23 protein-coding genes are annotated in these 24,171 nt (G+C 66.6%); 8 read left to right on the plus strand and 15 right to left on the minus strand.

The genetic code is table 11. From position 1 onward, the window contains the following. The 7 genes from BDO18943_RS28455 to BDO18943_RS28485 all read right to left on the minus strand — a co-directional run. The coding region (locus BDO18943_RS28455) for a CheR family methyltransferase (RefSeq protein ID WP_175024902.1) at positions 1-954 on the minus strand (954 nt) is incomplete at its 3' end. Next, on the minus strand, positions 951-1,463 hold the full coding sequence (locus BDO18943_RS28460; RefSeq protein WP_043177938.1) for a chemotaxis protein CheW: 513 nt from the start codon (positions 1,461-1,463) through the stop codon (positions 951-953). The genes BDO18943_RS28455 and BDO18943_RS28460, both read right to left, overlap by 4 nt. Next, entirely contained in the window at positions 1,460-3,136 is a 1,677-nt protein-coding gene (locus BDO18943_RS28465) for a methyl-accepting chemotaxis protein (protein ID WP_175024903.1), read from the minus strand. The genes BDO18943_RS28460 and BDO18943_RS28465 overlap by 4 nt, the downstream gene beginning before the upstream one ends. A gap of 123 nt (positions 3,137-3,259) precedes the next feature. Continuing rightward, positions 3,260-4,393 (minus strand): hybrid sensor histidine kinase/response regulator, encoded by a 1,134-nt coding sequence (locus tag BDO18943_RS28470; protein ID WP_175024904.1) that lies wholly within the window; start codon positions 4,391-4,393, stop codon positions 3,260-3,262. A 481-nt stretch (positions 4,394-4,874) separates the two neighbouring features. Beyond that, the gene (locus BDO18943_RS28475) at positions 4,875-6,458 is read right to left on the minus strand and encodes a Na+/H+ antiporter (RefSeq protein ID WP_175024905.1); all 1,584 of its coding nucleotides are present in this window, start codon (positions 6,456-6,458) and stop codon (positions 4,875-4,877) included. A gap of 240 nt (positions 6,459-6,698) precedes the next feature. Beyond that, positions 6,699-8,132, minus strand: coding sequence for an aldehyde dehydrogenase family protein (locus tag BDO18943_RS28480; protein ID WP_175024906.1), 1,434 nt, complete (start codon positions 8,130-8,132; stop codon positions 6,699-6,701). A gap of 29 nt (positions 8,133-8,161) precedes the next feature. Next, positions 8,162-9,802: an acetolactate synthase large subunit gene (locus tag BDO18943_RS28485; protein WP_175024907.1), complete on the minus strand. Its 1,641-nt coding sequence runs from the start codon at positions 9,800-9,802 to the stop codon at positions 8,162-8,164. Positions 9,803-10,152: 350 nt separating this feature from the next. Between BDO18943_RS28485 and BDO18943_RS28490 the strand changes: the two genes are divergently transcribed. Beyond that, positions 10,153-10,470, plus strand: a complete 318-nt coding sequence (locus tag BDO18943_RS28490) for a type II toxin-antitoxin system RelE/ParE family toxin (protein WP_240199875.1) — start codon at positions 10,153-10,155, stop codon at positions 10,468-10,470. Positions 10,471-10,473: 3 nt separating this feature from the next. Beyond that, positions 10,474-10,773: an addiction module antidote protein gene (locus BDO18943_RS28495; RefSeq protein WP_021157290.1), complete on the plus strand. Its 300-nt coding sequence runs from the start codon at positions 10,474-10,476 to the stop codon at positions 10,771-10,773. Between the two features lie 48 nt (positions 10,774-10,821). Here the strand turns inward: BDO18943_RS28495 and BDO18943_RS28500 are convergent, their stop codons facing one another. The 5 genes from BDO18943_RS28500 to andAc form a co-directional block, all read right to left on the minus strand. Beyond that, positions 10,822-12,108, minus strand: coding sequence for a DUF445 domain-containing protein (locus BDO18943_RS28500; RefSeq protein WP_175024909.1), 1,287 nt, complete (start codon positions 12,106-12,108; stop codon positions 10,822-10,824). Positions 12,109-12,277: 169 nt separating this feature from the next. Continuing rightward, positions 12,278-13,498, minus strand: coding sequence for an anthranilate 1,2-dioxygenase system ferredoxin--NAD(+) reductase (gene andAa / locus BDO18943_RS28505; RefSeq protein ID WP_175024910.1), 1,221 nt, complete (start codon positions 13,496-13,498; stop codon positions 12,278-12,280). Continuing rightward, positions 13,488-13,814 (minus strand): anthranilate 1,2-dioxygenase ferredoxin subunit AndAb, encoded by a 327-nt coding sequence (andAb, locus tag BDO18943_RS28510; protein ID WP_175024911.1) that lies wholly within the window; start codon positions 13,812-13,814, stop codon positions 13,488-13,490. Before andAb ends, andAa begins: the two co-directional genes overlap by 11 nt. A gap of 20 nt (positions 13,815-13,834) precedes the next feature. Then, positions 13,835-14,323, minus strand: a complete 489-nt coding sequence (andAd, locus tag BDO18943_RS28515; protein WP_011355917.1) for an anthranilate 1,2-dioxygenase small subunit AndAd — start codon at positions 14,321-14,323, stop codon at positions 13,835-13,837. A 14-nt stretch (positions 14,324-14,337) separates the two neighbouring features. Further along, positions 14,338-15,609, minus strand: a complete 1,272-nt coding sequence (gene andAc / locus BDO18943_RS28520; protein WP_089453466.1) for an anthranilate 1,2-dioxygenase large subunit AndAc — start codon at positions 15,607-15,609, stop codon at positions 14,338-14,340. Positions 15,610-15,822: 213 nt separating this feature from the next. Between andAc and andR the strand changes: the two genes are divergently transcribed. Continuing rightward, positions 15,823-16,782 carry an anthranilate 1,2-dioxygenase regulatory protein AndR gene (gene andR / locus BDO18943_RS28525; protein ID WP_175024912.1) on the plus strand — a complete coding sequence of 320 codons (960 nt, stop codon included), beginning with the start codon at positions 15,823-15,825 and terminating at the stop codon, positions 16,780-16,782. 146 nt (positions 16,783-16,928) lie between these two features. Here the strand turns inward: andR and BDO18943_RS28530 are convergent, their stop codons facing one another. Continuing rightward, the gene (locus BDO18943_RS28530; protein WP_175024913.1) at positions 16,929-17,819 is read right to left on the minus strand and encodes a LysR family transcriptional regulator; all 891 of its coding nucleotides are present in this window, start codon (positions 17,817-17,819) and stop codon (positions 16,929-16,931) included. Between the two features lie 91 nt (positions 17,820-17,910). On the opposite strand from BDO18943_RS28530, the gene BDO18943_RS28535 reads away from it, so the two are divergent. The 3 genes from BDO18943_RS28535 to catC are packed head-to-tail and all read left to right on the plus strand — an operon-like array spanning position 17,911 to position 20,312. Continuing rightward, positions 17,911-19,044 carry a muconate/chloromuconate family cycloisomerase gene (locus BDO18943_RS28535; protein ID WP_175024914.1) on the plus strand — a complete coding sequence of 378 codons (1,134 nt, stop codon included), beginning with the start codon at positions 17,911-17,913 and terminating at the stop codon, positions 19,042-19,044. A gap of 31 nt (positions 19,045-19,075) precedes the next feature. Then, a complete protein-coding gene (gene catA, locus BDO18943_RS28540; RefSeq protein WP_043177969.1) occupies positions 19,076-19,978 on the plus strand; it encodes a catechol 1,2-dioxygenase in 903 nt (300 codons plus the stop codon). Positions 19,979-20,021: 43 nt separating this feature from the next. Beyond that, entirely contained in the window at positions 20,022-20,312 is a 291-nt protein-coding gene (gene catC / locus BDO18943_RS28545) for a muconolactone Delta-isomerase (protein WP_011355923.1), read from the plus strand. Positions 20,313-20,417: 105 nt separating this feature from the next. Here catC and BDO18943_RS28550 read toward each other — a convergent pair whose 3' ends face one another. Beyond that, positions 20,418-21,602 (minus strand): hypothetical protein, encoded by a 1,185-nt coding sequence (locus BDO18943_RS28550; protein WP_175024915.1) that lies wholly within the window; start codon positions 21,600-21,602, stop codon positions 20,418-20,420. Between the two features lie 152 nt (positions 21,603-21,754). After that, complete coding sequence (locus BDO18943_RS28555) at positions 21,755-22,540, minus strand: NAD(P)H-dependent oxidoreductase (RefSeq protein ID WP_175024916.1); 786 nt, start codon at positions 22,538-22,540, stop codon at positions 21,755-21,757. An 86-nt stretch (positions 22,541-22,626) separates the two neighbouring features. On the opposite strand from BDO18943_RS28555, the gene BDO18943_RS28560 reads away from it, so the two are divergent. Both BDO18943_RS28560 and BDO18943_RS28565 read left to right on the plus strand, forming a co-directional pair. Continuing rightward, the gene (locus BDO18943_RS28560; RefSeq protein ID WP_175024917.1) at positions 22,627-23,520 is read left to right on the plus strand and encodes a LysR family transcriptional regulator; all 894 of its coding nucleotides are present in this window, start codon (positions 22,627-22,629) and stop codon (positions 23,518-23,520) included. A 163-nt stretch (positions 23,521-23,683) separates the two neighbouring features. Beyond that, positions 23,684-24,088, plus strand: coding sequence for a DUF2471 family protein (locus BDO18943_RS28565; RefSeq protein WP_011355927.1), 405 nt, complete (start codon positions 23,684-23,686; stop codon positions 24,086-24,088). The last annotated feature ends 83 nt before the right edge of the window (positions 24,089-24,171 follow it).

A 24,171-nucleotide genomic window follows, 5' to 3' on the forward strand; every position in this document is an offset into this window, starting at 1 on the left:
CACCGAGCGCGTCGCCGCGAGCGGCGCGACCGTGAAGCGCTCCGTGCGCCGATTCGACGCCGCCGCCGACAACGACGCCACCGGGCGGGCCGCGCATGCGTCGGCCGTCGCGCCGGCGGGCTCGCGATGAAATGCGAATGCCAGCGGCACGCGCGCCGAGCGCATCCCGTGCCGCATCGCAACACCCGTTTCGGCCGGCCCGACGAACAGCATGCCGTCGCCGGCAAGACGCGCGTCGAGCGAGCGGATCACGCGATCCTGCGCATCGCGATCGAAGTAGATCAGCACGTTGCGGCAGAACACGAAATCGTAGCGAATGCCGGTATCGACGGCCGGTTCGACGAGGTTCGCCTGACTGAACTGAACGCACGCGCGCACGCGCTCGTCGAGCAGCCAGCCATCGCGGGTCGGCGTGAAGTGCCGCGCACGGAATTCCGTCGCGGTGCCGCGGAACGCATTGCGCCCGTAGCAGCCGAGCCGCGCCTGCTCGATCGCGCGCGCGCTGAGGTCGATCGCGTCGATCGTGAAGCTGGCCGGGTCGAGCCCCGCGTCGAGCAGCGCCATCGCCGCCGAATACGGCTCCTCGCCCGTCGAGCACGGCGCGCTCAGCACGCGGATCACGCGGCCGGGCAGCGCGGCGAGCCGCTCCACCGCGAGCCGCGCGAGCGTCGCGAACGCCTCGCGGTCGCGGAAGAACCAAGTCTCGGGCACGACGAACAGCTCGATCAGCGCACGCCGTTCGTCGGCCGACGCGTTGAGCTGCTGCCAGTAGGCGTCGAGCGCGTCCTGCGTCACGGGCGGCCGCGCCGCCGACGGCAGGCGCTCGCCGTCCGCCTGCAGCGCATGCACGCGTTCCGTCAGCGCGCGGCTCAGGAAATCGTTACCGAGCGAATCGGGGTCGATGCCGGTCTCGCGCAGCAGCCAGCCGCGAAATCGCGATTCGGACTCTTTCATGCAGACTCTCCCCCGTGGCCCGGCAGGCCGTCGAACAGATACAGGCGCGCGACGTCGTCGATCAGGTCGGATACCGACACCTGTTGCACGACGCCGTCGGGCGTGTTCGCGACCGGCCCGAGCCAGCGCGTGCGCGCGGTCGAGATGCCGCTCGTGCGAAACGCGGCGCGGTCGATCCGCATCGTCTGCGTCGCGCGCTCGACGATCAGCCCGATCGTGCGCTCGCCGCCGGCCTCGTCCGCGCGATAGCGAACCATCACGAGCCGCGTCGAACGCAATGCATGCGCGCGGCGCCCGAGCGCCAGCATCGGCACGTCGATCACCGGCACCGGCTGGCCGCCGCGCATCAGCAGCCCGGCGATCCAGTCGGGTGCGCCGGGCACGGCCTTCGTGACCGCGAGCGGCAGCACCTCGTCGATGCCGGCCGCGTCGAGCGCATAGCGTTCGCCGTCGAGCTCGAACATCAGGAACAGCGCGTGGGCGCCGTTCTGCGTGTCGGCGCGCGTCACGCGTCGACCTTGAAACGCGACACGCTGGTGCGCAACTGGTTCGCGACGAGCGTCAGGTCGTCGATCGCCTGCGACGACTGGCGCAGCGACTCGGCCGTCTGCTGCGCGGCCTCCGACAGTTGCGACAGCGCCTGCGTGATCTGCTCGGCGCCGTTCGCCTGCGTCTGCATCCCTTCGTTGACCATCTGGAAGCGCGGCGCGAGCGTCTGCACCTCGGCAATGATCTGCGACAGCTGCCCGCCGACCTGCTGCACGTCGAGCATGCCGCGGCGCACTTCCTCGGAGAACTTGTCCATCCCCATCACGCCCGCCGACACCGCCGACTGGATTTCCTTCACCGTCTGCTCGATGTCGTAGGTCGCCACCGCCGTCTGGTCGGCAAGGCGGCGAATCTCGGTCGCGACGACCGCGAAGCCGCGGCCGTACTCGCCGGCCTTCTCGGCCTCGATCGCCGCGTTCAGCGACAGCAGGTTGGTCTGGTCGGCCACCTTGGTGATCGTCGCGACCACCTGGTTGATGTTCAGCGCCTTCTCGTTGAGGATCGCGAGCTTCGCGTTCACCGAACCGGCCGCGTCCATCACGCTGCGCATCGTCTCGCCCATCCGCGTGAGCCCGCTCTGGCTCACGCCCGCGAGCGTCGCCGACTGCTCGGCCACGCCGGCCACCTCGTTCATCGTGCGCAGCAGGTCGCGCGACGTTGCGAAGATCTCGCGCGAGGTCGCGCCGATCTCGGTCGTCGTCGCCGCGGTTTCGTTCGCGGTTGCCTGCTGCTCGCGCGACGTCGCCGCGATCTCGGCCACCGACGTCGTGACCTGAAGCGACGACTGCTGGGCGCGCGCCACGAGTTCGGTCAGCTCGTCGGCCATCCGGTTGAAACCCGTCTCGAGCGTGCCGAATTCGTCGCGGCGGCGCAGGTCGAGGCGGCGCGTCAGGTTGCCGGTGCGCATCACGTCGTGCACCTCGACGAGCCGCGCCATCGGTACGGTCACCGAACGGTACAGCACGTAGCCGAGCGCGAGCGCGGACAGCAGCACGAACGTCACCGCGACCGCGAGCACGATCTCGGTATCCTGCACGGATTCGCGGATCAGCTTCGCGGATTGCTCGGCGAACTTGCGGTTTTCCTGCACCAGCACGTTCGCGTTGCGCACGACCTCGGTCCACGCGGGCAGCGTTTTCGCGTACGCGGCGACGGCCTCCTCGCGCGACACGCGGCTCTTCTGCACGGCTTCGTTCAGCAGCGGCACGTAGTGGTCGTACGCGCCGCGGAACGCCGCGAAGCGCTGCCGGTCGTCGTCGCGGAACGTCGTGCTCTGGTAGTCGGCCGTCAGCGACTCGATGTCCTTCAGCGCGTCGGAGATCTTCGCGAGATCGCGTTGCACGGTTTCGGGCTCGGTGTCGACGAAGGTCGCCTGCTGCAGCAGCGTGAACGATTCGTTGACCGAACCACGCAGCGTCGACGCGAGGTAGACGCCGGGCAGCGAGTCGCGCTCGATGCTGATGGCTTCGGTATTGATCGCGCGCAGTCGCTCGTACGACACGCCGGCTGTCACCAGCATCAGCACGAACAGTACGCCGAAGCTGAGCAGGATGCGATTGCCGAGCGTCAGCCGGGCAGCGCCGATCGTCGGATGCAGGCTTTCATTGGTCGCGCGGGGCGTCACGGTGGCCATGTTCGTTATGGGCTTTCTAAAATCAGCGTTGAAAAAATTCGCGCCCGCCTGTGCGCCGGACGGCGCGCCACGAGCGCATCGGGGTCTGCGGGCAGCGCGGCGCCGGCAGGCCGCGCCGCGAAATCACCGCTCCGCTTGCGCCGGCAGCCGAAGCGCGACCATGAAGCCGCGCGCCGTATTGCGCATCAGGATCTGGCCGCGATGCCGCGCCGCCGTCGCGCGGACGAACGCGAGCCCGAGGCCGAAGCCGCTGCGCGCCGCGCCATGCACGGATTCGAGCTGCACGAACGACTCGGTCGCGGCCGCGCGCTGCTCCGGTGCGATCCCGGCGCCGGTATCCTCGACGCCGATCAGCCAGGCGCCGTCCTCGCCGCCCAGCGTGCAGTGCACGTCCGTGCCGGCCGGGCCGTACTTCAGCCCGTTGTCGATCAGGTTCGCGACCGCGCGCGTGAGCATCATGCGGTCGCCCATCGTCACGCACTCGGTATCGGGCACCTGCGCGGCGACCCGGCTGCCGAGCCCGGCCGCCTTCTCCCACAGCTGGTCGACGGCGTCGAGCACGATCTCGTTGAGACTCACGACCTCGTGCGCGCGGCGCTCGGACTGCGCGCGGGTCAGGTGGATGAAACCATCGGCCAACGCGAGCGCGCGCCGGGCATGGCCGGCAATGCGCTCCATGATCGCCGGCATGTCGCCATGCTCGGCCCGGTAGACGTCGAGCAGCGCAAGGATCGACGTCTGCGGCGAACGCATGTCGTGCGACAGGAAATCGAGCGCCTCGTCGCGCTGCCGCGACATCAGGTACGAATTCGAGTGATAGCGGATACGGGCGGCCAGCTCCATCGCGTCGGGGAGCTTCACCAGATAGTCGTTCGCGCCGGCAATGAACGCCTCGCGCTTGACGATCGGCTCCTCCTTCGCGGACAGCACGATGATCGGCACGCGTGCGGTGCCGGCATCCGCGCGCCACGCGCGGACGAGATCGAGGCCGTCGATCTCCGGCATCACGAGATCCTGCAGGATGACCGTCGGCTTCACGTCGCGCGCGACCGCCATCGCCCGGTGCGCGTCAGTGCACACGTGCAGGTCGATGTCGTGTTCGCTGCGCAGCGCGCGGCGGATCACCTCGCCGACGAACGGTTGATCGTCGACGAGAAGGACCGATAACCCCGATTCAAGACAATCCGAGGCATTATCACCGCTCGATTCTTTCATAAATACAGTTTCAAACGCCGATTCTCCAATCGATTCTTTCATGGGAGTTGTTTATCCGGCTTGGACGCTATCTTATTTCGGCGGTTGAAAATCCCGCCCGATTCCGCCGATTTGGCCTGTCGGCACTGCCTAGCGGGGCTTCGGACGCCGATTTCTCCCCGTTGGCGGCCGCATTACCTCCGCATCCTTTCTCTCAATAAACATAACCGGCTGATTCTAAATGAAATTAGAACACAGCATCTATCTCCTTCCGGTTTAGTTTTGCCAAATATGACGAAGGAGCCGGAAACAGTTAAATCAGATCATTTCCGGATTCGAAAGACGATAACGTTTGCGAGACCGGCGCCATAAGGCTTGCATGCGCTGCAAGGCCGGCTGCCCGTCGCATTGGGGGCCGGATGAAAAAGCGCCGAATCGGCGCGCAGGCGGAAGAAAAAATTGCGCGCCGGGCAACGATCGGCCCACGCGCGTCGCGCCGGCCGGAGCCGGCCACGCGACGGCGCTATGACGGTGGTGTGCGGCCTTACCCGCGCGCGTGCTGCGCGGACACTTCCTGTAGATCGAGGTCGCGTTCGAGCGCGTGCAGCATCTCGTCGTGGATGTGCCCCGAACGGTGCAGGCGCAACAGTTCCGCGCGCCCGGCCCGGATCGCGGCCAGCACGACGTCGTAGTGCGCGGTACGCACTTCTGCCGGATACGCGGGCTCGTCCTTCGCCCGCTCGGTCAGCTCCGCGCGATACGTGTACTGCTCGAGCAGGCGCGGATGAATCACGACCCCGTTCTCGTCGCGCACGAGCGGCTGGATCGCCGCGAGCTGGGCAGCCTCGACGTACGCCCATGTCTGCGGCTCGGTCAGGTGATGTGCCTCTCGCTCTACGCGCTGCGGCAGGCGCAGCAACCGGATCAGCGGCCCGATCGTCGTGCCCTGCAGCAGCACGGTGACGAGGATCACCGCGAACGACGCGACCAGGATCACGTCGCGGCCGGGCATCGCCTCGGGCAGCGACAGCGCGATCGCCAGCGTGACGACACCGCGCATCCCGGCCCAGCTCATGATCGTCGCGGCCTTCCAGTCGGGCGCTTCGCCGCGCCGCGCGATCCCGCGCACGGGCCACTTCAATGCCTCGACCGCGTAGATCCACACGAAACGCGACACGATCACTGCCGCCAGCACCGCGAGCATCGGCGGCACCATCGTGGCGAGCACCTGCTCGAAGCCGCCGAGCCGGTGGATCGCGCCGCGCAGCGACAGCCCGATCAGCACGAACACCATCGCTTCGAGCAGGAACACGATGACCTGCCAGAATGCGGTGCCGCGCGTGCGCACGGCCGCCGAGAACACCTCGTGCTGATGCCAGCCGACGATCATGCCGGCCGTGACGGTGGCGATCACGCCGGACACCTCGACCATTTCGCCCGCGATATAGGCGATCCAGCCGGCAATCACCGCGACGGTGATCACGAGGTAGTCGTCTTCGAGCTGCTTCAGGAACCACACGACGAGCTTGCCGACCGCGAAGCCGATCGCCACGCCGCCGAGCCCGAGCTCCGCGAAGCGCACGACCGCGTGCTCGAGGCTGAACGCGCCGGTGAGCGCGGCCGCGACCGCGAAGCGGAACAGCACGAGGCCGGCCGCGTCGTTCAGCAGGCTCTCGCCTTCGAGCAGCACCATCAGCCGGCGCGGCAGCGCGACGCGTTCCAGCACGGCCTTCGCTGCAACGGCGTCGGGCGGCGACACGATCGCACCGAGCGCGAAGCACGCGGCCCACGGCAGCGACGGCGCCACCCAGTGCACGGCGAAGCCGACCGCAAACGTCGTGAACACGACCGCGCCGATCGCAAGCAGCAGGATGCCGCCGACATTGCGCTTGAACTCCTCCCACACCGAGAAATACGCACCGTCCATCAGCAGCGGCGGCAGGAACACCAGCAGCACCAGTTCGGGATCGAGATTGATCGGCGGCAGGCCGGGGATGAACGCGATGCCGATGCCACCGATCAGCAGCGCGGCAGCGGGCGGTAGCCGCAGCCGCTTGGCGATGCATTCGAGCGCGACGATCGCGAGGAATGACAACAAAACCAGCTTGAATGCCGAGACGGGAGACATGAATCGACCTCGTGAAGAATGAATTGCGCTTTCCGGCGTCGTACCCCGGTCGGCAGTTTCGCGCGATTACATCACGAGGCGGGGCCCGCAGTCGAGCGCGGTCGGGCTGCCGACCACGCAGCACGGGCACGGCGCACGTCCGGTGCCGGCCCGATACGTACACCGCCATGAAAAACGGCACGCGGGCCGGCCCGATCGCCCGCCCGCGTGCCGTCGCGGCACCCTGCTGCTGCCCGCGCGTTACCGGCGCCGCACGACCATCAGCCGAGGCTCGGTCATGTCCTCGATCGCGTAACGGATCCCTTCGCGGCCGAGGCCCGAATCCTTAACGCCGCCATAGGGCATGTTGTCGACGCGGAACGATGGCACGTCGTTGATCACGACGCCGCCGACCTCCAGCTCGTCCCACGCGCGCTGTGCGTGCGTCAGCGAATCGGTAAACACACCGGCCTGTAGCCCGAAATCGCTGTCGTTCACGCGCGCGAGCGCATCGTCGAACCGGTCGAACTTCTCGAGGATCGCAACGGGGCCGAACGCCTCCTTCCGGTACAGGTCCTGCTCATGCCCGACGTTTTCCAGCAGCGTCGCCTCGAACATCGCGCCATCAACCTTGCCCCCCGCGACGATCTTCGCGCCCGCCGCGACGACTGCATCCATCCAGCCCGACAGCCGGCGCGATTCGGATTCGGAGATCATCGGGCCGACGAACGTCGACGGATCCTTCGGATCGCCCATTTTCAGCGAACGCGTCTTCGCGATCAGCTTCTCGCGCAGCGCGTCGTAAAGATCGGCATGCACGAGGATCCGCTGCACGCCGATGCAGCTCTGGCCCGACTGGTAGTACGCGCCGAACGCCAGACGCTCGACCACGTAGTCGAGCCGGTCGCGCTGATCCGCATCGACGATCGCAGCCGCGTTGCCGCCGAGTTCCAGCACGACTTTCTTCTTGCCGGCCTTCTCCTTCAGCGCCCAGCCGACGGCCGGCGAACCCGTGAACGACAGCAGCTTGAAACGCTCGTCGGTCGTGAACAGGTCGGCGCCGTCGCGGTGCGCGGGCAGCACCGAGAACGCCCCCTTCGGCAGATCGGTTTCCGCGAGCACCTCGCCGATGATCAGCGCGCCGATCGGCGTGCGGCTCGCGGGCTTCAGCACGAACGGACAACCGGCCGCGAGCGCGGGCGCGACCTTGTGCGCGGCGAGGTTCAGCGGAAAATTGAACGGCGAGATGAACGAGCACGGGCCGACCGGCACGCGCTTCGTGTAGCCCGTATAGCCCTGCGCACGCGCGGAGATTTCGAGGTTGATGATCTCGCCGTCGATTCGCACCGATTCTTCCGACGCCACGCGGAACGTGTCGATCAGCCGCGTCACTTCGCCCTTCGAATCGTTGATCGGCTTGCCGGCCTCGATGCACAGCGCCTCGGCCAGCTCGTCGAAGCGCTCGCGAAAGCGCGCGACGCAATGGTCGAGCACGGCCTGCCGCTTGTAGGCCGGCAACTCGCGCATCGGCTTCGCGGCATCGACCGCCGCGCCGATCGCCGCGTCGATGGCCTTCGCGTCGGCCAGCGCGACGCGCGTCGCGACCTTGCCGCTGAACTTGTCCGTCACTTCCAGATCGGTGTTCGCGTAGACGGCTTCGTTGGCGAGGTAGTACGGATAGGTTTCCTTCAACATGGAACGACTCCTTCCTGTGAACGGGACATTCAGAGTTGCGCCGACAGGCGCTTGATCTCGCGGTTCAGCACGCGCTCGTTGTCCGAGTAGTCGATCGGCACGTCGATCACGTGCACGCCCGGCGACGAGAAGCACTCGCGCAGCAGCGGCTCGAGATCGTCGGCCGATTCGACGCGATGCCCGTGCGCGCCGTAGCTTTGCGCATACGACACGAAATCGGGATTCTGCAGCGTCATCGCGAAATCGGGGAAGTTCATGTTCTCCTGCTTCCAGCGGATCATCCCGAACGCGTCGTCGCGCAGGATCATCACGACGATGTCGAGCTTCAGCCGCACGGCCGTTTCGAGCTCCTGCGAATTCATCATGAAGCCGCCGTCGCCGCACACGGCGATCACTTTGCGCTGCGGATGCACGATCTTGGTCGCGATCGCCGACGGCAGGCCGGCGCCCATCGACGCGAGCGCGTTGTCGAGCAGCAGCGAATTCGGCTCGTGCGCGCGCCAGTAGCGCGCGAACCAGATCTTGTACATCCCGTTGTCGAGACAGACGATGCCGTCGACCGGCAATGCGTTGTACAGATCGTTGACGATCCGCACCGGGTACATCGGGAAGCGCGGATCGTGCTGGCCCTTCTCCAGATGGGCGTCGAAATGCTCCTTGATCATCGCGAAGCGCGTGAAATCCCAGTGCGGCTGCGGCGCGAGCGCCTCTTTCATTTGCCACACCGCGTTCGCGATGTCGCCGACCACCTCGATCTGCGGAAAGTAGACGGGGTCGACCTGCGCGCCGAGGAAGTTCACGTGGATCACGGTCTTGTCGTCGGTACGCATGAAGAACGGCGGCTTCTCGATCACGTCGTGGCCGACGTTGATGATGCAGTCCGCCTGCTCGATCGCGCGGTGCACGAAATCGCCGTCGGACAGCGTCGCGTTGCCGAGCCACAGCGGGTGCGTCTCGTCGATCACGCCCTTGCCCATCTGCGTCGTGAAGAACGGGATACCCGTCTTGTCGACGAATTCGAGCAGCATCTTGCAGGTGGTCTTGCGGTTGCCGCCCGCGCCGATCATCAGCAGCGGATGGCGCGCGGCCTGGATCGCGTCGACCGCATGCGCGACCGCCTTCTCCTCGGCCACCGGCCGGCGGCTGTAGCTGCGCGGAATCGGCTTGCCGTCGCCCTCCTCGTGTGCGATGTCTTCCGGCAGCTCGAGGTGCGCGGCGCCCGGGCGTTCTTCCTCCGCGCGGCGGAACGCCTCGCGTATGGCCGACGGGATGTTGCCGATCGACACGATCTGCCGCGTGAACTTCGTGAGCGGCTGCATCATGTCGACCACGTCGACGATCTGGAAGTGGCCCTGCTTGCTGGACTTGATCGGCTTCTGCCCGGTGATCATCAGCATCGGCATGCCGCCGAGCTGCGCATACGCGGCGGCCGTCACGAAGTTGGTTGCGCCAGGCCCGAGCGTGGCGATACACACGCCGGTGCGGCCCGTCAGGCGGCCGTAGGTGGCGGCCATGAACCCGGCCGCCTGCTCGTGCCGGGTCAGCACGAGCTTGATCTTCGATCGCCGCAGCGATTCGAGCAGATCGAGGTTTTCTTCGCCGGGAATGCCGAACACGTACTCGACGCCTTCGGCTTCCAGCGCCTTCACGAACAGATCCGATGCTTTCATGGGGACTCTCGGTTGATGCCGCCTGCCCGGCCTACGGACACGCAGCGTTCAGAACGCGCGCCGGCCTACGGCACGCGGACGCTTTACCTACTGGACACAAACCACGGCACTGCCCGCCGTGCAACACGCGCTGCGCGGCGGCGCCTCCGGATACCGGAGGACAAACGGATCCGCCCGCGCGCGGCAGGCGCGCACGGGCGGCAAAGACGTTTTTGATTGTAGACGGATTCGGAAGATCCCGACTTCGGCCGAACGGCCATTTAGCCCGCAAACGAAGCGCGCGGCCCTACTGTAGCGGCAACGCAATCAACCCATCAGACATGTGAACCATGGTTGACATACTGGAATCCATGCCCTACAGTGCGCCTACGTTCAGCATCCGGACCACCGACGTCTTCGACGCCTGGTTTGCCGGCCTGCCGGATCGCGTCGCGAAGCGACGCATCCAGGCACGCATCGACCGCCTCTCGATGGGCAATCCGGGCGACTGGAAGTCCCCCGGCTCGCCGGTCGTCGAGATGCGGATCGATCATGGCCCCGGCTATCGCGTCTACTACGTCCGGCGCGGAACGATCTGGGTCGTCCTGCTCTGCGGCGGCGATAAATCGACGCAACAGGCCGACATCCGTGCCGCCCACGCGATGCTCGCGCATCTCGACATGGAGTAATCGATGGACAAGATCAGCACCCGGCCGTGGGATTCGGCCGACCACCTGAAAACCGAAGACGACATGGCCGACTACTTCGAAGCGTGCCTGCAGGAAGCCGGCGACGATCCGGCCTTCATCGCGCACGCGCTCGGCGTGATCGCGCGCGCGCGCGGCATGTCGCAGGTCGCACGCGATGCGGGCCTGTCGCGCGAGGGGCTGTACAAGGCGCTGTCGCACGATGGCAATCCGAGCTTCGGCACGATCCTGAAGGTCATCAAGGCGCTCGGCCTGCAACTGCACGGCGCAAAAGCGCACGCATGATGCGCGGGCACGGCCCGGCGCGCCCGCCGCGCGATACCCGTGGCCGCGTCAGTGCAGCCAGCCGGCCGCCCAGCGCGGCACCAGCGACACCAGATACAGCCCGAGCCCGATCAGCCCGCCGACCAGCGTGCCGTTGATGCGGATGTATTGCAGATCCTTGCCGATATTCAGCTCGATCTGCCGCGACATCTCGCGCGCATCCCAGTTGCGCACCGTATCGCGAATGTGACGCATCAGGAAATCCGCGAAATCCGGCGCCATCTCGTGCACCGCCTTCTCGACGTGCTCGTTCAGCGACGCGCGCAATGCCGGGCTCTCCGCCAGCCGCGCGCCGAGCCAGCCGCCGAGCGTCGCGGCCTGCCGGTGCAGCGCCGAATCGGGGCGCGCGAGATCGGCCTTCAGCCACGCGCGCAACTGATCCCACAAGTCGCGCACGTACTCGTTGAACGCAGCGCCGTCGCGGATATAGTGCTTGATCTCCTCGCCCTTCGCGATGAACGCCGGGTCGTGTTTCAACCGCTCGGTCAGCCGCACGACCGTCCGGTCGAAGCGCTGCCGCAGCTCGTGCTCGGGGTCGGCCGCCACGCCTTCCAGCACGCGACTCACCGCGTTCGCGAGCATCCGCGCGCCGTTCTCGCCGAACCACTGCGTCGGCATGATCTTCTCGACCTTCGGGTACTGCGTCTTCAGCCATTCGACGATGAAGCCGGCGATCACCTCGCGGTTCTCCTCCTTGTCGAGCACGTCGACCACCTGCTCGATCGCGTCGTCGAGCAGCGCCTGGTGACGGCCGTCCTTCGTCAGCGTGTCGAGGACCGCGCCGGCCGATTGCGACAGGTCGACCCGGTCGATCACCGCGCGAAACGCGTCGTGCACGAACGACTGGATCCGTGCGTCGTCGGTCATGTCGAGCGCGAAGCTCATCAGCTTCGTCACATAGCCGCCGAGCGCCTCGGTGTTCGCCGGCTCACCGAGCCACGCGCCGAGTTTCTGCGCGGGATCGTGCTGGCGGATCTGCGCGGCAAGCGCGTCGGGGCCGAGGAACTTCTCGCGCACGAATACCGCGAGGTTGTCGGCGATCTTGTCCTTGTTCTTCGGAATGATCTCGGTATGGCGCGACACGAACGGGATCGGCACGCGGCGGAACAGCGCGACCACCGCGAACCAGTCGGCGAGCGCGCCGACCATCGCGGCTTCGGCCACGGCCTTGAAGCCGTCGACCCACGGGCCGCGCGGCAGCAGGATCGTCGTGACGAACACCGCGACGGCGGCCAGCAGCAACCACAGCGCACGGCGCTTGCTGCGTTTCAGTTCGAGGGCTTTGTCTGGCGTCATGGGCAACGGTCGGGCGAACGATGCCGCTAATATGCACCGGTTGCGGTGTTGCCGACAAACATTGCGACGCGCATCGCTCCGGCAGCAACCCACCGGAACGAACCGGCGGGGCGCGCACGATGCCGGCCGGCGCCGTCACCGCCAGCCGGGCCGGATCACCATGCGCGTGCTACAGAAACGTCTTCAGGTTCACGGCCGGATCGGCGAGCTTCACCGGGTCCGGCACCGCGCTCGCCGCGATCAGCCGGCGCGATGCACCGATGTCGCGCCCCAGGTTCGCCGCGGCCACCGCGACGATCCTGCCGTCGTCGCCCAGCCCGAACACCGTGAACGGCCCGTTCGCGGGATCGCCGCGCACGACGATCGTAAGTTCGCTGCCGAACAGCCCGAGCATCTGCAGGTTGCAGTCGTACTGATCGGACCACAGCCACGGCAACTCGGCATAAGTCTCGTCGGCGCCGAGCAGGTTCGCGGCCGCGACGGCCGGCTGGTTTTCGGCGACCTGCCACGATTCGATCCGCACGTGACGCCCAAGCAGCGGATTGAAGTGCATCGTCACCTCGCCCGCCGCGAAGATCGCGGGATCGACCGTGCGGCAGCCTGCGTCGACGCGTATTCCGTTGTCGACCTCGAGCCCCGCCGCCTGTGCCAGCTCGGCATTGGGCACCACACCGATGCCGACCACGACGAGGTCAGCCGGCACGTCGCCACGATCGGTCTCGACGATCGCGCCGCCGCCCGGTGCGCGACGGATCGCGCTCGGCAGCGTCGCCATCTGGAAGATCACGCCGCGTGCATCGTGCAACCGATGCGCGTACGCGCCGACCACCTCCGGCAACGCACGCTGCAGCAAGCGCGGCGCCGGATCGATCACCGTCACGTCGCAACCGAGCTGACGCGCCGCCGCGGCGACCTCGAGGCCGATGAAACCGCCGCCGAGCACCGCCACGCGACGGCCCGGCGAAAGCTGCGCGCGCAACGCACGCGCATCGTCGATGGAGCGGACGTAATGCGGCTTGACGCCTTCGTCGACCGCCCCGCCGAACGTGCGCACCCGCGAGCCCGTCGCGAGCACGAGCCGCGCATAGGGCAGCGTCGCGCCGTCGTCGAGCCGCACACGCTGCGCCTCCCGCTCGATCGCATCGACACGCGTGCCGAGCCGCAGCTCGATGCGCTGCGCGTCGTACCACCCGGCATCGCGCACGAACGCACGCTGCTCGCCGCCGTCGCTCAGCAGTGCATCCTTCGACAACGCGGGCCGGTCGTACGGCAGCTCGCGTTCCGCGCCGATCATCACGATGCGCGCCGCGGCGTCGCGTTCGCGCAGCGCTTCGGCCGTGCGCCGCGCCGCATGGCCGGCGCCGACGATCACGAACGGATCAGCCGACATTGACTTCCACCTGCCCGGCGACGATCCGGATCGGATAGGTCCGCACCGGTTCGGTGATCGGCGCGCATTTCGGCGCGCCGGTGCGGATGTCGATCAGCCCCTGGTGCAGCGGGCATTCGACGCAGCCGTCCTCCACATAGCCTTCGGACAGCCGCGCATGGCCGTGCGTGCAGAGGTCGTGCATCGCGAACAGTTCGTCGCCGATCCGGAACACGGCGATCGGCTTCTGGCCGGCGACCCGCGCCGCCGGTTCGTCTTCGGAGAATTCGTCGAAAGCGCCGAGCGGATGCCACTCGGCGAGCGTTGCTTCGGTCATGTCTGTTCCTTGCTTCCGTATCAGATCGGGGTGGCGAGCAGCGTCTGCACGCGCGACGTGTCGTAGATCACCCGCTTGGTCTTGTAGCGCAGCCCGTCCGGCGTGCGCACGACCGTGTCGTAGTACTTGCCGGCCTGGTACACGTTCGACTCGCCGTTGCTGCGCGTCTGCACGACGACGTAGTTGCTTTCCGTGTCGATCTCGCCGTCACGTTCCGCAACGATCGTCAGGCCCGACGTCATGTGCCGGTACGTATGCTCTTCGTAGATGTTCGCGTGCCGCAGCGACACCACGCGGTCGCGCAGCATCCGCTGGTTCGTGCAGTGGACGATCCCGACCGGCAGCCCGAGGTCGGCGTTTTCCTTCGGCACGATTTCGTACGTGCAGTCCTCGGTGAACATCGTCGGCCATGCTTCGAGCCGGTTGTTGTCGAGGTGCCCGATATAACGGTTCTGGAGCATGTAAATCTCGAACCACGTCTTCATGTCTTCCGTCAGGTTTTCCATCATTCCGCGCTCCCGCTTCAATAGCCCATCAGCTTCTGGTAGCCGACCCAGAACTTGCGGATCAGGCTTTCGGTGATCACCGTGTCCTGCTGGTCCGGATTGCCGCGCGACATCTCGATCACCGACGTCGCGTCGCCGTCGCGCACCGTGCCGCGCTGCACGAGCTCGGTCGCCTCCGTGTCCTCCATCGAGATATAGCCCGCGGGCCCGACGAGGTTCGCCTGCTTGATGCGCAGCGCGCGCAGCTCGGGCGTATCGTCCGCGTAGCCGAAGAAGTGGAAGATCAGTTCGAAGTTGTCGGGGCCTTTCGGCAGGATCTGGCGTGCGACCAGCGTGTTGTGAATCTGCTGGATCACGAGCTGCGGGAAGATCGGCTGGATATGGTTCGTGCAGTCCTCGTCGTATTCCGACACGAGATCGAGGATCGATTCGTCCTCCAGATGGAAGCCTTCGTCGAACGAACGGATGTTCTGCTGCTTGTACGCGGCCGACGTGTCGTCGCCGGTCTTCGTCACCGTGATGATGCTGTGCAGCCCGTGGTTCGCGTCCGGAATCGAGCGCGCCTTCATCCCGACGCGGAAGATGTTGAAGGTCGTATGGAACAGGTGCAGCATGCTCGCGTGATACGGATCCTTCACGTTCTCCATGTACAGCTTCCAGTTCGACTTCGAATACTGGCGCGTACAGCCGAGATACTCGATCGGCTTGTGGAAGATCCGGTCGATCCACGGGCGCATCTGCTCGCCGAGATAGTCGGGCAGCGGCATCACGTCGTCGCTGAAGGTGGCGAACACGAGCCCGCGATAGCTGTCGACGCGCAGCTTGCGCAGCCCGTGCTGCTTCGGGTCGAAGTCGGCCGGCATCCCGGACATCCCCTTCTGGCCGCGCCGGAACGGCACGCCGAGCAGGTTGCCCGAATTGTCGAAGCTCCACTGGTGATAGACGCACGTGTGCGAGCTCGCGTTGCCGCGCGACTTGCGGCACACCTGCGCGCCGCGGTGCGCGCAGCGGTTCACCCACGCGGAAAGCGTGCCGTCCTCGGTCCGCGTGACGACCACCGGCGTATCGCCGACGAACGTGCTCTTGAAGTCGCCGGCGTTCGGGATTTCCGCTTCCAGCGCGACGAAGTTCCACGTCGGGCCGCGGAAGATGCGTTCCTGTTCGCGATCGTAGACCGCGCGCGAGCTGAACACCTTGTACGGCACGCGCGAGCCGTCGTCGTGCGGAAAGGTCACGTCGGACGCGTCACCGCGCGCGGCGAAAACGACGGGCGATTCTGTCTGCTCCATGTCGGACTCCTGGTCGATCCGTTTCGTTGAATGCATGGAGCAGATTTTTGAAAAGCTAATATTCGCCGTCTATCCGGAAAGTGCGATTGCGGCGGCGCAATATCCACTTTCGGCGGATTTCTGCGCTAGCATGACGGCACACGCGACCCGGCGCGCGATCGCGACCCATTCGTCGGATCGAAGCGCACGTCGCTCATACCAAGGCTGAGGCCCATGTCCCCAACGTCGTTCGAGCCGCTCGCGCTGCGCGCGCACCGGCTGTTCGAATCCCGCGATCTCGACGAGACGCGCGAGCGGATCTCGCGCGTGATGCAGCCGCATGCGCTGCTGCCGAGCGGCCGCACGCATGGTGCGTCGCACATGGATTTCGTCAAGCTGGGCGGGCTCGGGATCGGCACGATCGCGTTCGGCGACGCGATGCGCGTGCAGGTCGACGCGGTCGACGGCTATTACCTGCTGATGTTCTGCCTGTCCGGCCAGGCCGAGGTGCGTGCGATGGGCCGGCAACTCGGCGTCGACGGCCAGACGGGCGTGCTGTGCGCACCCGGCGAGCGCTTCGACGCGGTGCTGTCCGCCGATTGCGAGCAGTTCGTGCTGCGCATCGACGCGGCGACCGTCGGCTCGCTGACGGGCGACCCGCGCGCAACGCTCGATCCGGTGCTGCATGTCAGCGATGCCGCGCTCGCCGCATGGCGCCAGCAGCTGATGCTCGTCGCGCGCTCGCCCGAACTGCTCGAACGCGCGAACGCGAACCCGCGCGTCGCATCGCAGCTCGAACACCTGCTGATCGACCTGCTGATCGAAGGCCACCCGCCGTCCGTGCTGCAGGCGTCGCACCGCGACCCGGTGCCGGGTTTCGTCCGGCGCGCGCAGGAATTCGTGAACGCGCACTACGCGCAGCCGCTGCAGCTCGCCGATATCGTCCAGGCCGCCAACGTGCCGGAACGAACGCTGCGCGACGCGTTCCTGCAGTTCCGCGGGATGAGCCCGATGCAATACCTGCGTGCGACGCGGCTCGACCATGCGCGCGAGCTGCTGCGCGGTGCGGTGTCCGACCGGCGGATCGCCGATGTCGCGCTCGATTGCGGGTTTACACACCTTGGGCGGTTCGCAATCGCGTATCGGGAAAAGTTCGGGGAATCGCCGTCGGAAACGCTCGACGGGAAGCGCTAGCGCCGCGTATGCTCGCGCGCCCGGCGGCTTGCCTGGCCGGTCGCGACGTTGCACGGCACGACCTGAAACCGTGACGCCCTCCCCGCATTTGCCTGTGCCTGCCGAGACAGACCGTTAGTTGCGATTTGCAGAAACAATGACGATCGCTACGCCACCGGCACGATCATCTCCCGCGCAATCGCGCAAAACGCCGCCGTGGCGGCGCTTTCGCCGTGCAGCCGGCGGCTCATGATGATCGGCGACGTCGCGGCCGGCTCCGGCAACCGCCGGTAGACCACGCCCTTCACACGCACCCCCTCCACACTCTCCGGCACCAGCGACACGCCGACCTGCGCGGCCACGAGCCCGAGCGCCGTCTGCAGCTCGCGCACCTCGTGAACGGCCGTCGGCACCAGCGCGCCGTCGCGCAGCGCGGACAGCTGCTGATCGGCAAAGCTCGGCCGCGGCGTGCTCGGATAGACGATCAGCGTCTCGTTCGCGATATCCGAGAGCGTCAGCGGCCGGGCCGGATCGGCGAGCGGATGCCCGACCGGCAGCGCCGCGATCAGCTTTTCCTCGATCAGCGCCTCGCGCACCAGCTGATCGTCGTCGAACCGCAACCGGCCGAACCCCACATCGATCCGCCCGCCCTTCAACGCGCCGAGCTGTTCGAGCGTGAACATTTCGATCAGCGACAGCTCGACGTCCGGCTGCGCCTCGCGAAACGCGCGGATCACGTCCGGCAGCGCGCCGTACAGCGTCGACGGCACGAAGCCGATCACGATCCGCTCCGACAGCTGCGCGAGCCGCCGCGTCAGCGGGCCGAGCTCGTCGGCCTGGTCGACGAGGCGCTTCGCCTGCGCGTAAAACACGCGCCCCGCATCCGTCAGTTTCAGCGGCCGCGCACCGCGCTCGAACAGCGGCAACCCGATCTCGTCCTCGATCGCCTGGAGCTGGCGGCTCAGCGGCGGCTGCGTCATGTGCAGCCGCTCGGCCGCCCGCGTGATGTTCATTTCCTCGGCGACGGCGATGAAGTAGCGGAGCTGACGCAATTCCATTTCATGCCTCAAAGGTATGGAAGTAGTCGGAAAGAGTGTTGGACGACGCGGGGCGGGAATTCCTACCATGTGCACCAACAGGAGGAATCGCATGATAGCAACTGCCGCCACCATCGAATGCATCGAGACGCTGCTCGTCGACGTGCCGACGATTCGGCCCCACAAATTGTCGGTCGCCACGATGAATTGCCAGACCCTCGTGCTGGTGCGTGTTCGATGCACGGACGGTATCGAAGGCGTCGGCGAGGCAACGACCATCGGCGGTCTCGCGTATGGCGAGGAGAGCCCCGAAAGCATCAAGGTCAACATCGACACCTACTTTGCACCGCTGCTGCAGGGCATGGACGCGACGCGTCCGGGAGCCGCGCTGGCGCGCGCCCGCAAGCTGTTCCAGGGCAACCGCTTCGCAAAATGCGCGATCGAGACCGCGCTGTTCGACGCGCAGGCGCGCCGCCTCGGCGTGCCGCTGTCCGAGCTGTTCGGCGGCCGCCGGACCGATGCGGTGGACGTCGCATGGACGCTGGCGAGCGGCGACACGCAGCGCGACATCGCGGAAGCCGAAGCGATGCTCGACGCCCGTCGCCACCGCGCGTTCAAGCTGAAGATCGGCTCGAACGCCGTGGCCGACGACGTCGCGCATGTGATCGCGATCAAGCGCGCGCTCGGCGAGCGTGGCGACGTGCGCGTCGACGTAAACCAGGCATGGAGCGAAACCGATGCGATCTGGGCCGGCGCACGGCTTGCGGAAGCCGGCGTGAGCCTCGTCGAGCAGCCGATCGCCGCGACCAACCGCGCGGGGCTGAAACGCCTCACGCAACTTGCGCAGGTGCCGATCATGGCCGACGAGGCGCTGCACGGCCCCGTCGATGCGTTCGCGCTCGCGCAGGACCGCGCGGCCGACGTGTTCGCGGTGAAGATCGCGCAATCGGGCGGCCTGCAGGGCGCGGCGAGCGTCGCGTCGATCGCCGCGGCGGCCGGTATCGAACTGTACGGCGGCACGATGCTCGAGGGCGCGGCCGGCACGATGGCGTCCGCGCAACTGTTCAGCACGTTCGACTCGCTGAAATGGGGCACCGAACTGTTCGGCCCGCTGCTGCTCACCGAGGAAATCCTCGTCGAGCCGCTGCGATACGAGGATTTCAAGCTGCACCTGCCGGCAGCGCCCGGCCTCGGCATCACCTTCGACTGGGCCCGCATCGAACGGATGCGACGCGACGCCCGCTGACCCCACACGACAACCGAAACCGGAGACACAGATGAACAAGCAAGCCATCGACGCACTGCTGAAGACCTTCGACGACGCCGCAGAAAAGCCGGGCAACCCGCGCGTGCGCGCGATCGTCAACCGGATCGTGCAGGACATCTGCTACACGATCGAGGACTTCGACGTGCAGCCGAGCGAATTCTGGACGGCGCTGAACTACCTGAATGAAGCCGGCCGCGAATTCGGGCTGATCGCCGCGGGCCTCGGCCTCGAGCGCTTCCTCGACGTGCGCATGGACGAAGCCGAGGAAAAGGCCGGCATCCAGGGCGGCACGCCGCGCACGATCGAAGGGCCGCTGTACGTCGCCGGTGCGCCGGAATCGGTCGGCCATGCGCGTCTGGACGACGGCACCGATCCGGGCCAGACGCTCATCATGCGCGGCCAGGTGCTCGGCCAGGACGGCGCGCCGCTCGCGAACGCGCTGGTCGAGGTGTGGCACGCGAACCATCTCGGCAACTACTCGTACTTCGATCAGTCGCAGCCCGCGTTCAACCTGCGTCGCTCGATCCGCACCGATGCCGACGGCCGATACAGCTTCCGCAGCGTGCTGCCGGTCGGCTACAGCGTGCCGCCGGGAAGCAAGACCGAGCAACTGCTCGACCAGCTCGGCCGCCACGGCCATCGTCCGGCGCACATTCACTTCTTCGTTTCGGCGGACGGTTATCGTAAGCTGACGACGCAGATCAACATCGATGGCGATCCGCATCTGTGGGACGACTTCGCCTTCGCGACGCGCGACGGGTTGATCCCGCCGGTGAAGCAGGCCGAAGGCGCGGAAGGCAAGCCGTATGGCGTCGACGGGCAGTTCGCGCTGATCGACTTCGATTTCTCGCTGCTCAAGGAAAAGCAGGACGTGCCGGGCAGCGAAGTCGAGCGGGCCCGCGCGCAGGCGTGAGCGGCCTTCCGATTCGACGAACCGATAACGCAAGGAGTGCAGGATGCTGTTTCATGTGGAAATGACCGTCCGTCTGCCGACGGACATGGATCCGGTCAAGGCGGCCACGCTGAAGGCGGAAGAAAAGGCGATGTGCCAGCGGTTGATGAACGAAGGGACCTGGCGGCATCTGTGGCGGATCGCCGGGCAGTATGCGAACGTCAGCATCTTCGACGTCGAAAGCGTGCAGCAACTGCATGACCTGCTGAGCCAGCTGCCGCTGTTCCCGTATATGGAAATGGAAGTGCGGGCGCTGTGCCGGCATCCGTCTTCGGTACGGGAAGACGATCGCTAAACAAGCGGCCGAGCACTGACAAGGAAGACGGGCGGCCTGCGATTGCCTCGCAGGCCGCCTGTTTCATTGCGTCATCCACAGCGGTGAATCGAGTTGCCGCGCGGCTTACTTCTGCGCATCCATCTTGTCGGCGGCTTCATCGCCGTACACCTTCGCGACGCGTCGCGCGACGATCGCCTCCATCAGCGTCTTGTCGAAATCGTCGGCGGTTTTCCAGCCGCTGCCGTCCTTGACGAACGTGAAATCGCCCTTCAACTGCAGCATCGACGGCGCGCCGATCGCGCCGAGCAGCCGGTCGCGATAATCGATCAGCAGCGGACACGACACGTGGTCGCCGTCGATCTGCCGGCAGTCGGCGGCCGGCATGACGCCCAGCACGTTGCTCGTCAGCGTCGTCGGTTTGTCGTCGCCGAACATCGGCTTGCCGTAGCTCGGCATCCGCGCCGACACCGCCTTGTCGAATTGCGCGACGCCCGCCATGAAAGCCGTGCTGATGACGTCGCGGCCGAGCGGTGCGCCGAGCTTCGGATTGAGGCCCTGCGCACTGTAGCGAACCGTCACGTATTCGGGCGGGAACATCTGCACGACAAAGGCGCTCTTGTCCTTGTCGTCGTGCCGGACCACATAGCCGATCGTCGCTTGCTCGTCGGCGATACTCACATCCACCAGGCAGCCGCGCGCGCGATTGGCCTCGTCGTAGCCGACTTCACGCGGGTTGCTGACGTGCGGAAACGACTTGCTGCCCTGGTTGAGCATCTGCATCGGGTTCTTGAGCATCATGTCCCTGCGCGCGTCGAACAACAGCGAATTCAGCGCCTTGGTCGTGCTCGATGCGCCGCACGCGGGCGCCGATGCGGGCCACAACAGGTAGGCGCCCACCGCGAGCGCGGCAGCCAGGCCGCCGAAGCCGATCAGCATCTGCTTCTTTTTTTGCTCACGCTGCATCGATGCGACCGTTTCGTTCCGACGCTGTTCGAAGCGGGGCGGATCGATCTCCTCCAGCACCGTCATCAGGATGAGTTTCGCGTTGCCGGTCGCATAGTGGCCGTCCAGCAGCTCATGCGTCGCTTTCGCCTCGGCGTCCGCCGTCGTGTAGCCCTCGGCGATCAGCCAGTCGAGCATGACACGCACGGAATCGGTATCGGGAAGCTCGGCCGGTGCGTCCCGCAGACGCTGGGTGACGCGTGCCGCCTGCTCCTCCGTCAGATAGCCGCCGGCTTCGAGTGCGATCAGCAGCGGCGCGCGCGGGTCATCGATCGGTTCTGCCTGGCCCGGTTGTTCGAAAGACATGGTTGTAGTTCTCCGTCGAGACCGATTCGCTGCGCGGGCCACGCCGGCCTATTGTGCAGACGAATCGCGTCGATCCCCGGAAACTACTTGATTCGAGCGCATGTGTCGATATGCCCGCGCGTCGCGTGCGCGCGCGGGCCTGCCATCCGACATCAAGCCTCGTGTATCAGATGCGCCGCATACCCCACCTTCCCCGGTGCGATTTCGTCCTTCAGCGTCAACGCCGGGATCTCGTAATCGCCCATGTTCTGGCGCCGGAACGGGATCGGCTGCGTGGTCCAAAGCTCATCCAGACGCTGGCCGAGCGCCGCACGCGTTTCGTCGAAGCGTGCTTCGTTCATCTTCCCCGACCGGTAGATCACGAACGGCGGCAGCACGGAGAAGCCCGGGTAATACAGCATCCCGTGCTGGATCGGGAACAGCACGTCGTCGATCGGTCCGTTGATGCCACGCGGGCTGTAATGCGACTGCCATCCGCCTGCCGCGACGATCACCATCGCGCGCTTGCCGACGAACGAACCCTCGCCATAACGATTGCCCCAATGCGTGTCGGAATGCTCGCCCACCCCGTAGGCAAAGCCGCACGCATACACGCGCTCGAACCAGCCCTTCATGATCGCCGGCATCGAGAACCACCACAGCGGGAACTGCAGGATCACCGCATCGGCCCACCTCAGCTTGTCCTGCTCGCGCACGATGTCGTCGCGCTGCGTGCCGGTTGCGAACGCGTGCTTCGAGTCGTTCGACGGATCGAAACGCGCGTCCGGCTCACGCCCGGTCATGTCGTCCGCGTCGAATGCCGCCTTCCAGTTCATCGCATACAGGTCGCTCACCTGCACCGTATGGCCGGCCGCTTCGAGATGCTCGACGGTGAAGTCGCGCAACGATCCGGTCAGCGAACGCGGTTCGGGATGGGCATAGACGATCAGCGCATTCATGTTCGGTACTCCGTTGATTGAATGACTGCAGGATGCCGCGATCGAAGGTATATTTGAAATGAATTCCTGATATTCCAGGTATATCCATGAATAATCTCAGGCGACTCGATCTCAATCTGCTCGTCACGCTGGACGTGCTGCTCGCCGAGCACAACGTCACGCGCACGGCCGAGAAGCTGAACATGTCGCAGCCGTCGGTAAGCGTGCAGTTGCAGAAGCTGCGCGACCTGTTCGGCGATCCGCTGCTGCTGCCGGGGCCGCGCGGGATGCGGCCGACTGCGCGCGCGGAGGCGCTGCGCGAGCCGTTGCGGGACGCCATCGAAGCGATCGAACGCGCGGTGATCCCCGCCACGCCGTTCGATCCCGCCACCGCGCAGAACACGTGGCGCGTGGCGGCGACCGACTACGGCGAATCAACGATCGTCCTGCCCGCGCTGAACGCGCTGCGTTCGACCGCCCCCGGTACGCGGCTCGCGATCGTCGAGCTCGTCCCGCCGAGAATCGAGCAGGATACCGAACGAAACGGCATCGACCTCGCCTTTCACACGACCGACGAATCGCCGGCCGGCATGCGGCGGCTGCCGCTGTTCGTCGAGCGTTATGTGCTCATCGGCCGCGCCGGTCACCCGAAGCTGAAGCGGCGCCCCACGCTCGCGCAGTTCGGTACGCTCGAGCACGTGATCACGTCGCCCGACGGCGCCGGCTTCTTCGGCGTGACGGACGAAGCGCTCGCGAAGGTGGGTGCCACGCGGCGCGTCGTGCTGTCGGTGCCACACTTCCTGTTCGTGATGTCGGCCGTCGCCAGCACCGATCTCGTCGCGATGGTGCCCGAGCGGCTGGTGCGCGGCGTGCCCGCGTTGCGGGTCGTGGAAGCGCCCGTCGACGTGCCCGGCTACGAAATGTCGATGCTGTGGCACGAACGCGTGCATCGCGATCCGGCCCACCGGTGGTTGCGGGAGACGATCGCGGCAGCGGTGTAGATCGTTCGCCCGCCCGGTGCGGCCGCCCGCGTCGATGGCCATCGCACAAAATCCTTCATCCGGGGCTTGAAACCGCGCCAAACACTGTATATATTTACAGTGCTTTTGCACCATTTGACCCGAATTCCGTCATCACAGACGGACGGACCTTTGTGAGGCGACCATGTTCCAGGCATCCGCATTCGATCCCGAGCAACCCGGCTTCAACCCCGTCCACTTCGAACGCGCCGCACAGCGGGCGGTCGTCGATCTGCAGCGTGTCGCCGGCGGCCCCGCGCAGCGGGCGCTCGGCCTGCGGCGCCGCACCCATCCTGCGGCCGTCCGCACGATGAGCTGGCAGGCGCTGCTGAACGTCGAAGAGCTGGCATTCTCGAATGCCGGCTTCCTGAACCGCAACGAGCCGGCCGTCGTCGACGCGTTCATCCGGCTGCGCGACAGCCGCCTGGTCGCCGCGGACGTCGAGGAGCCGGTCGATTGGCGCCGCGACGATGACGACCTGCCGGCCATCTACCTGATCGTCAAGGCAATGCTCGACGCGGAAGAGGAAGAACGGGCCGAAGCGGCCTGAACGGCGCCGACGCCGGCCGCTCGCGCTTGCCGGGATCGTGCCGCCACGCTGCGTGGTGGCGCGGGACACCCGCTACATTGGCC

The organism is Burkholderia aenigmatica, assembly GCF_902499175.1.
GTDB lineage: Bacteria > Pseudomonadota > Gammaproteobacteria > Burkholderiales > Burkholderiaceae > Burkholderia > Burkholderia aenigmatica.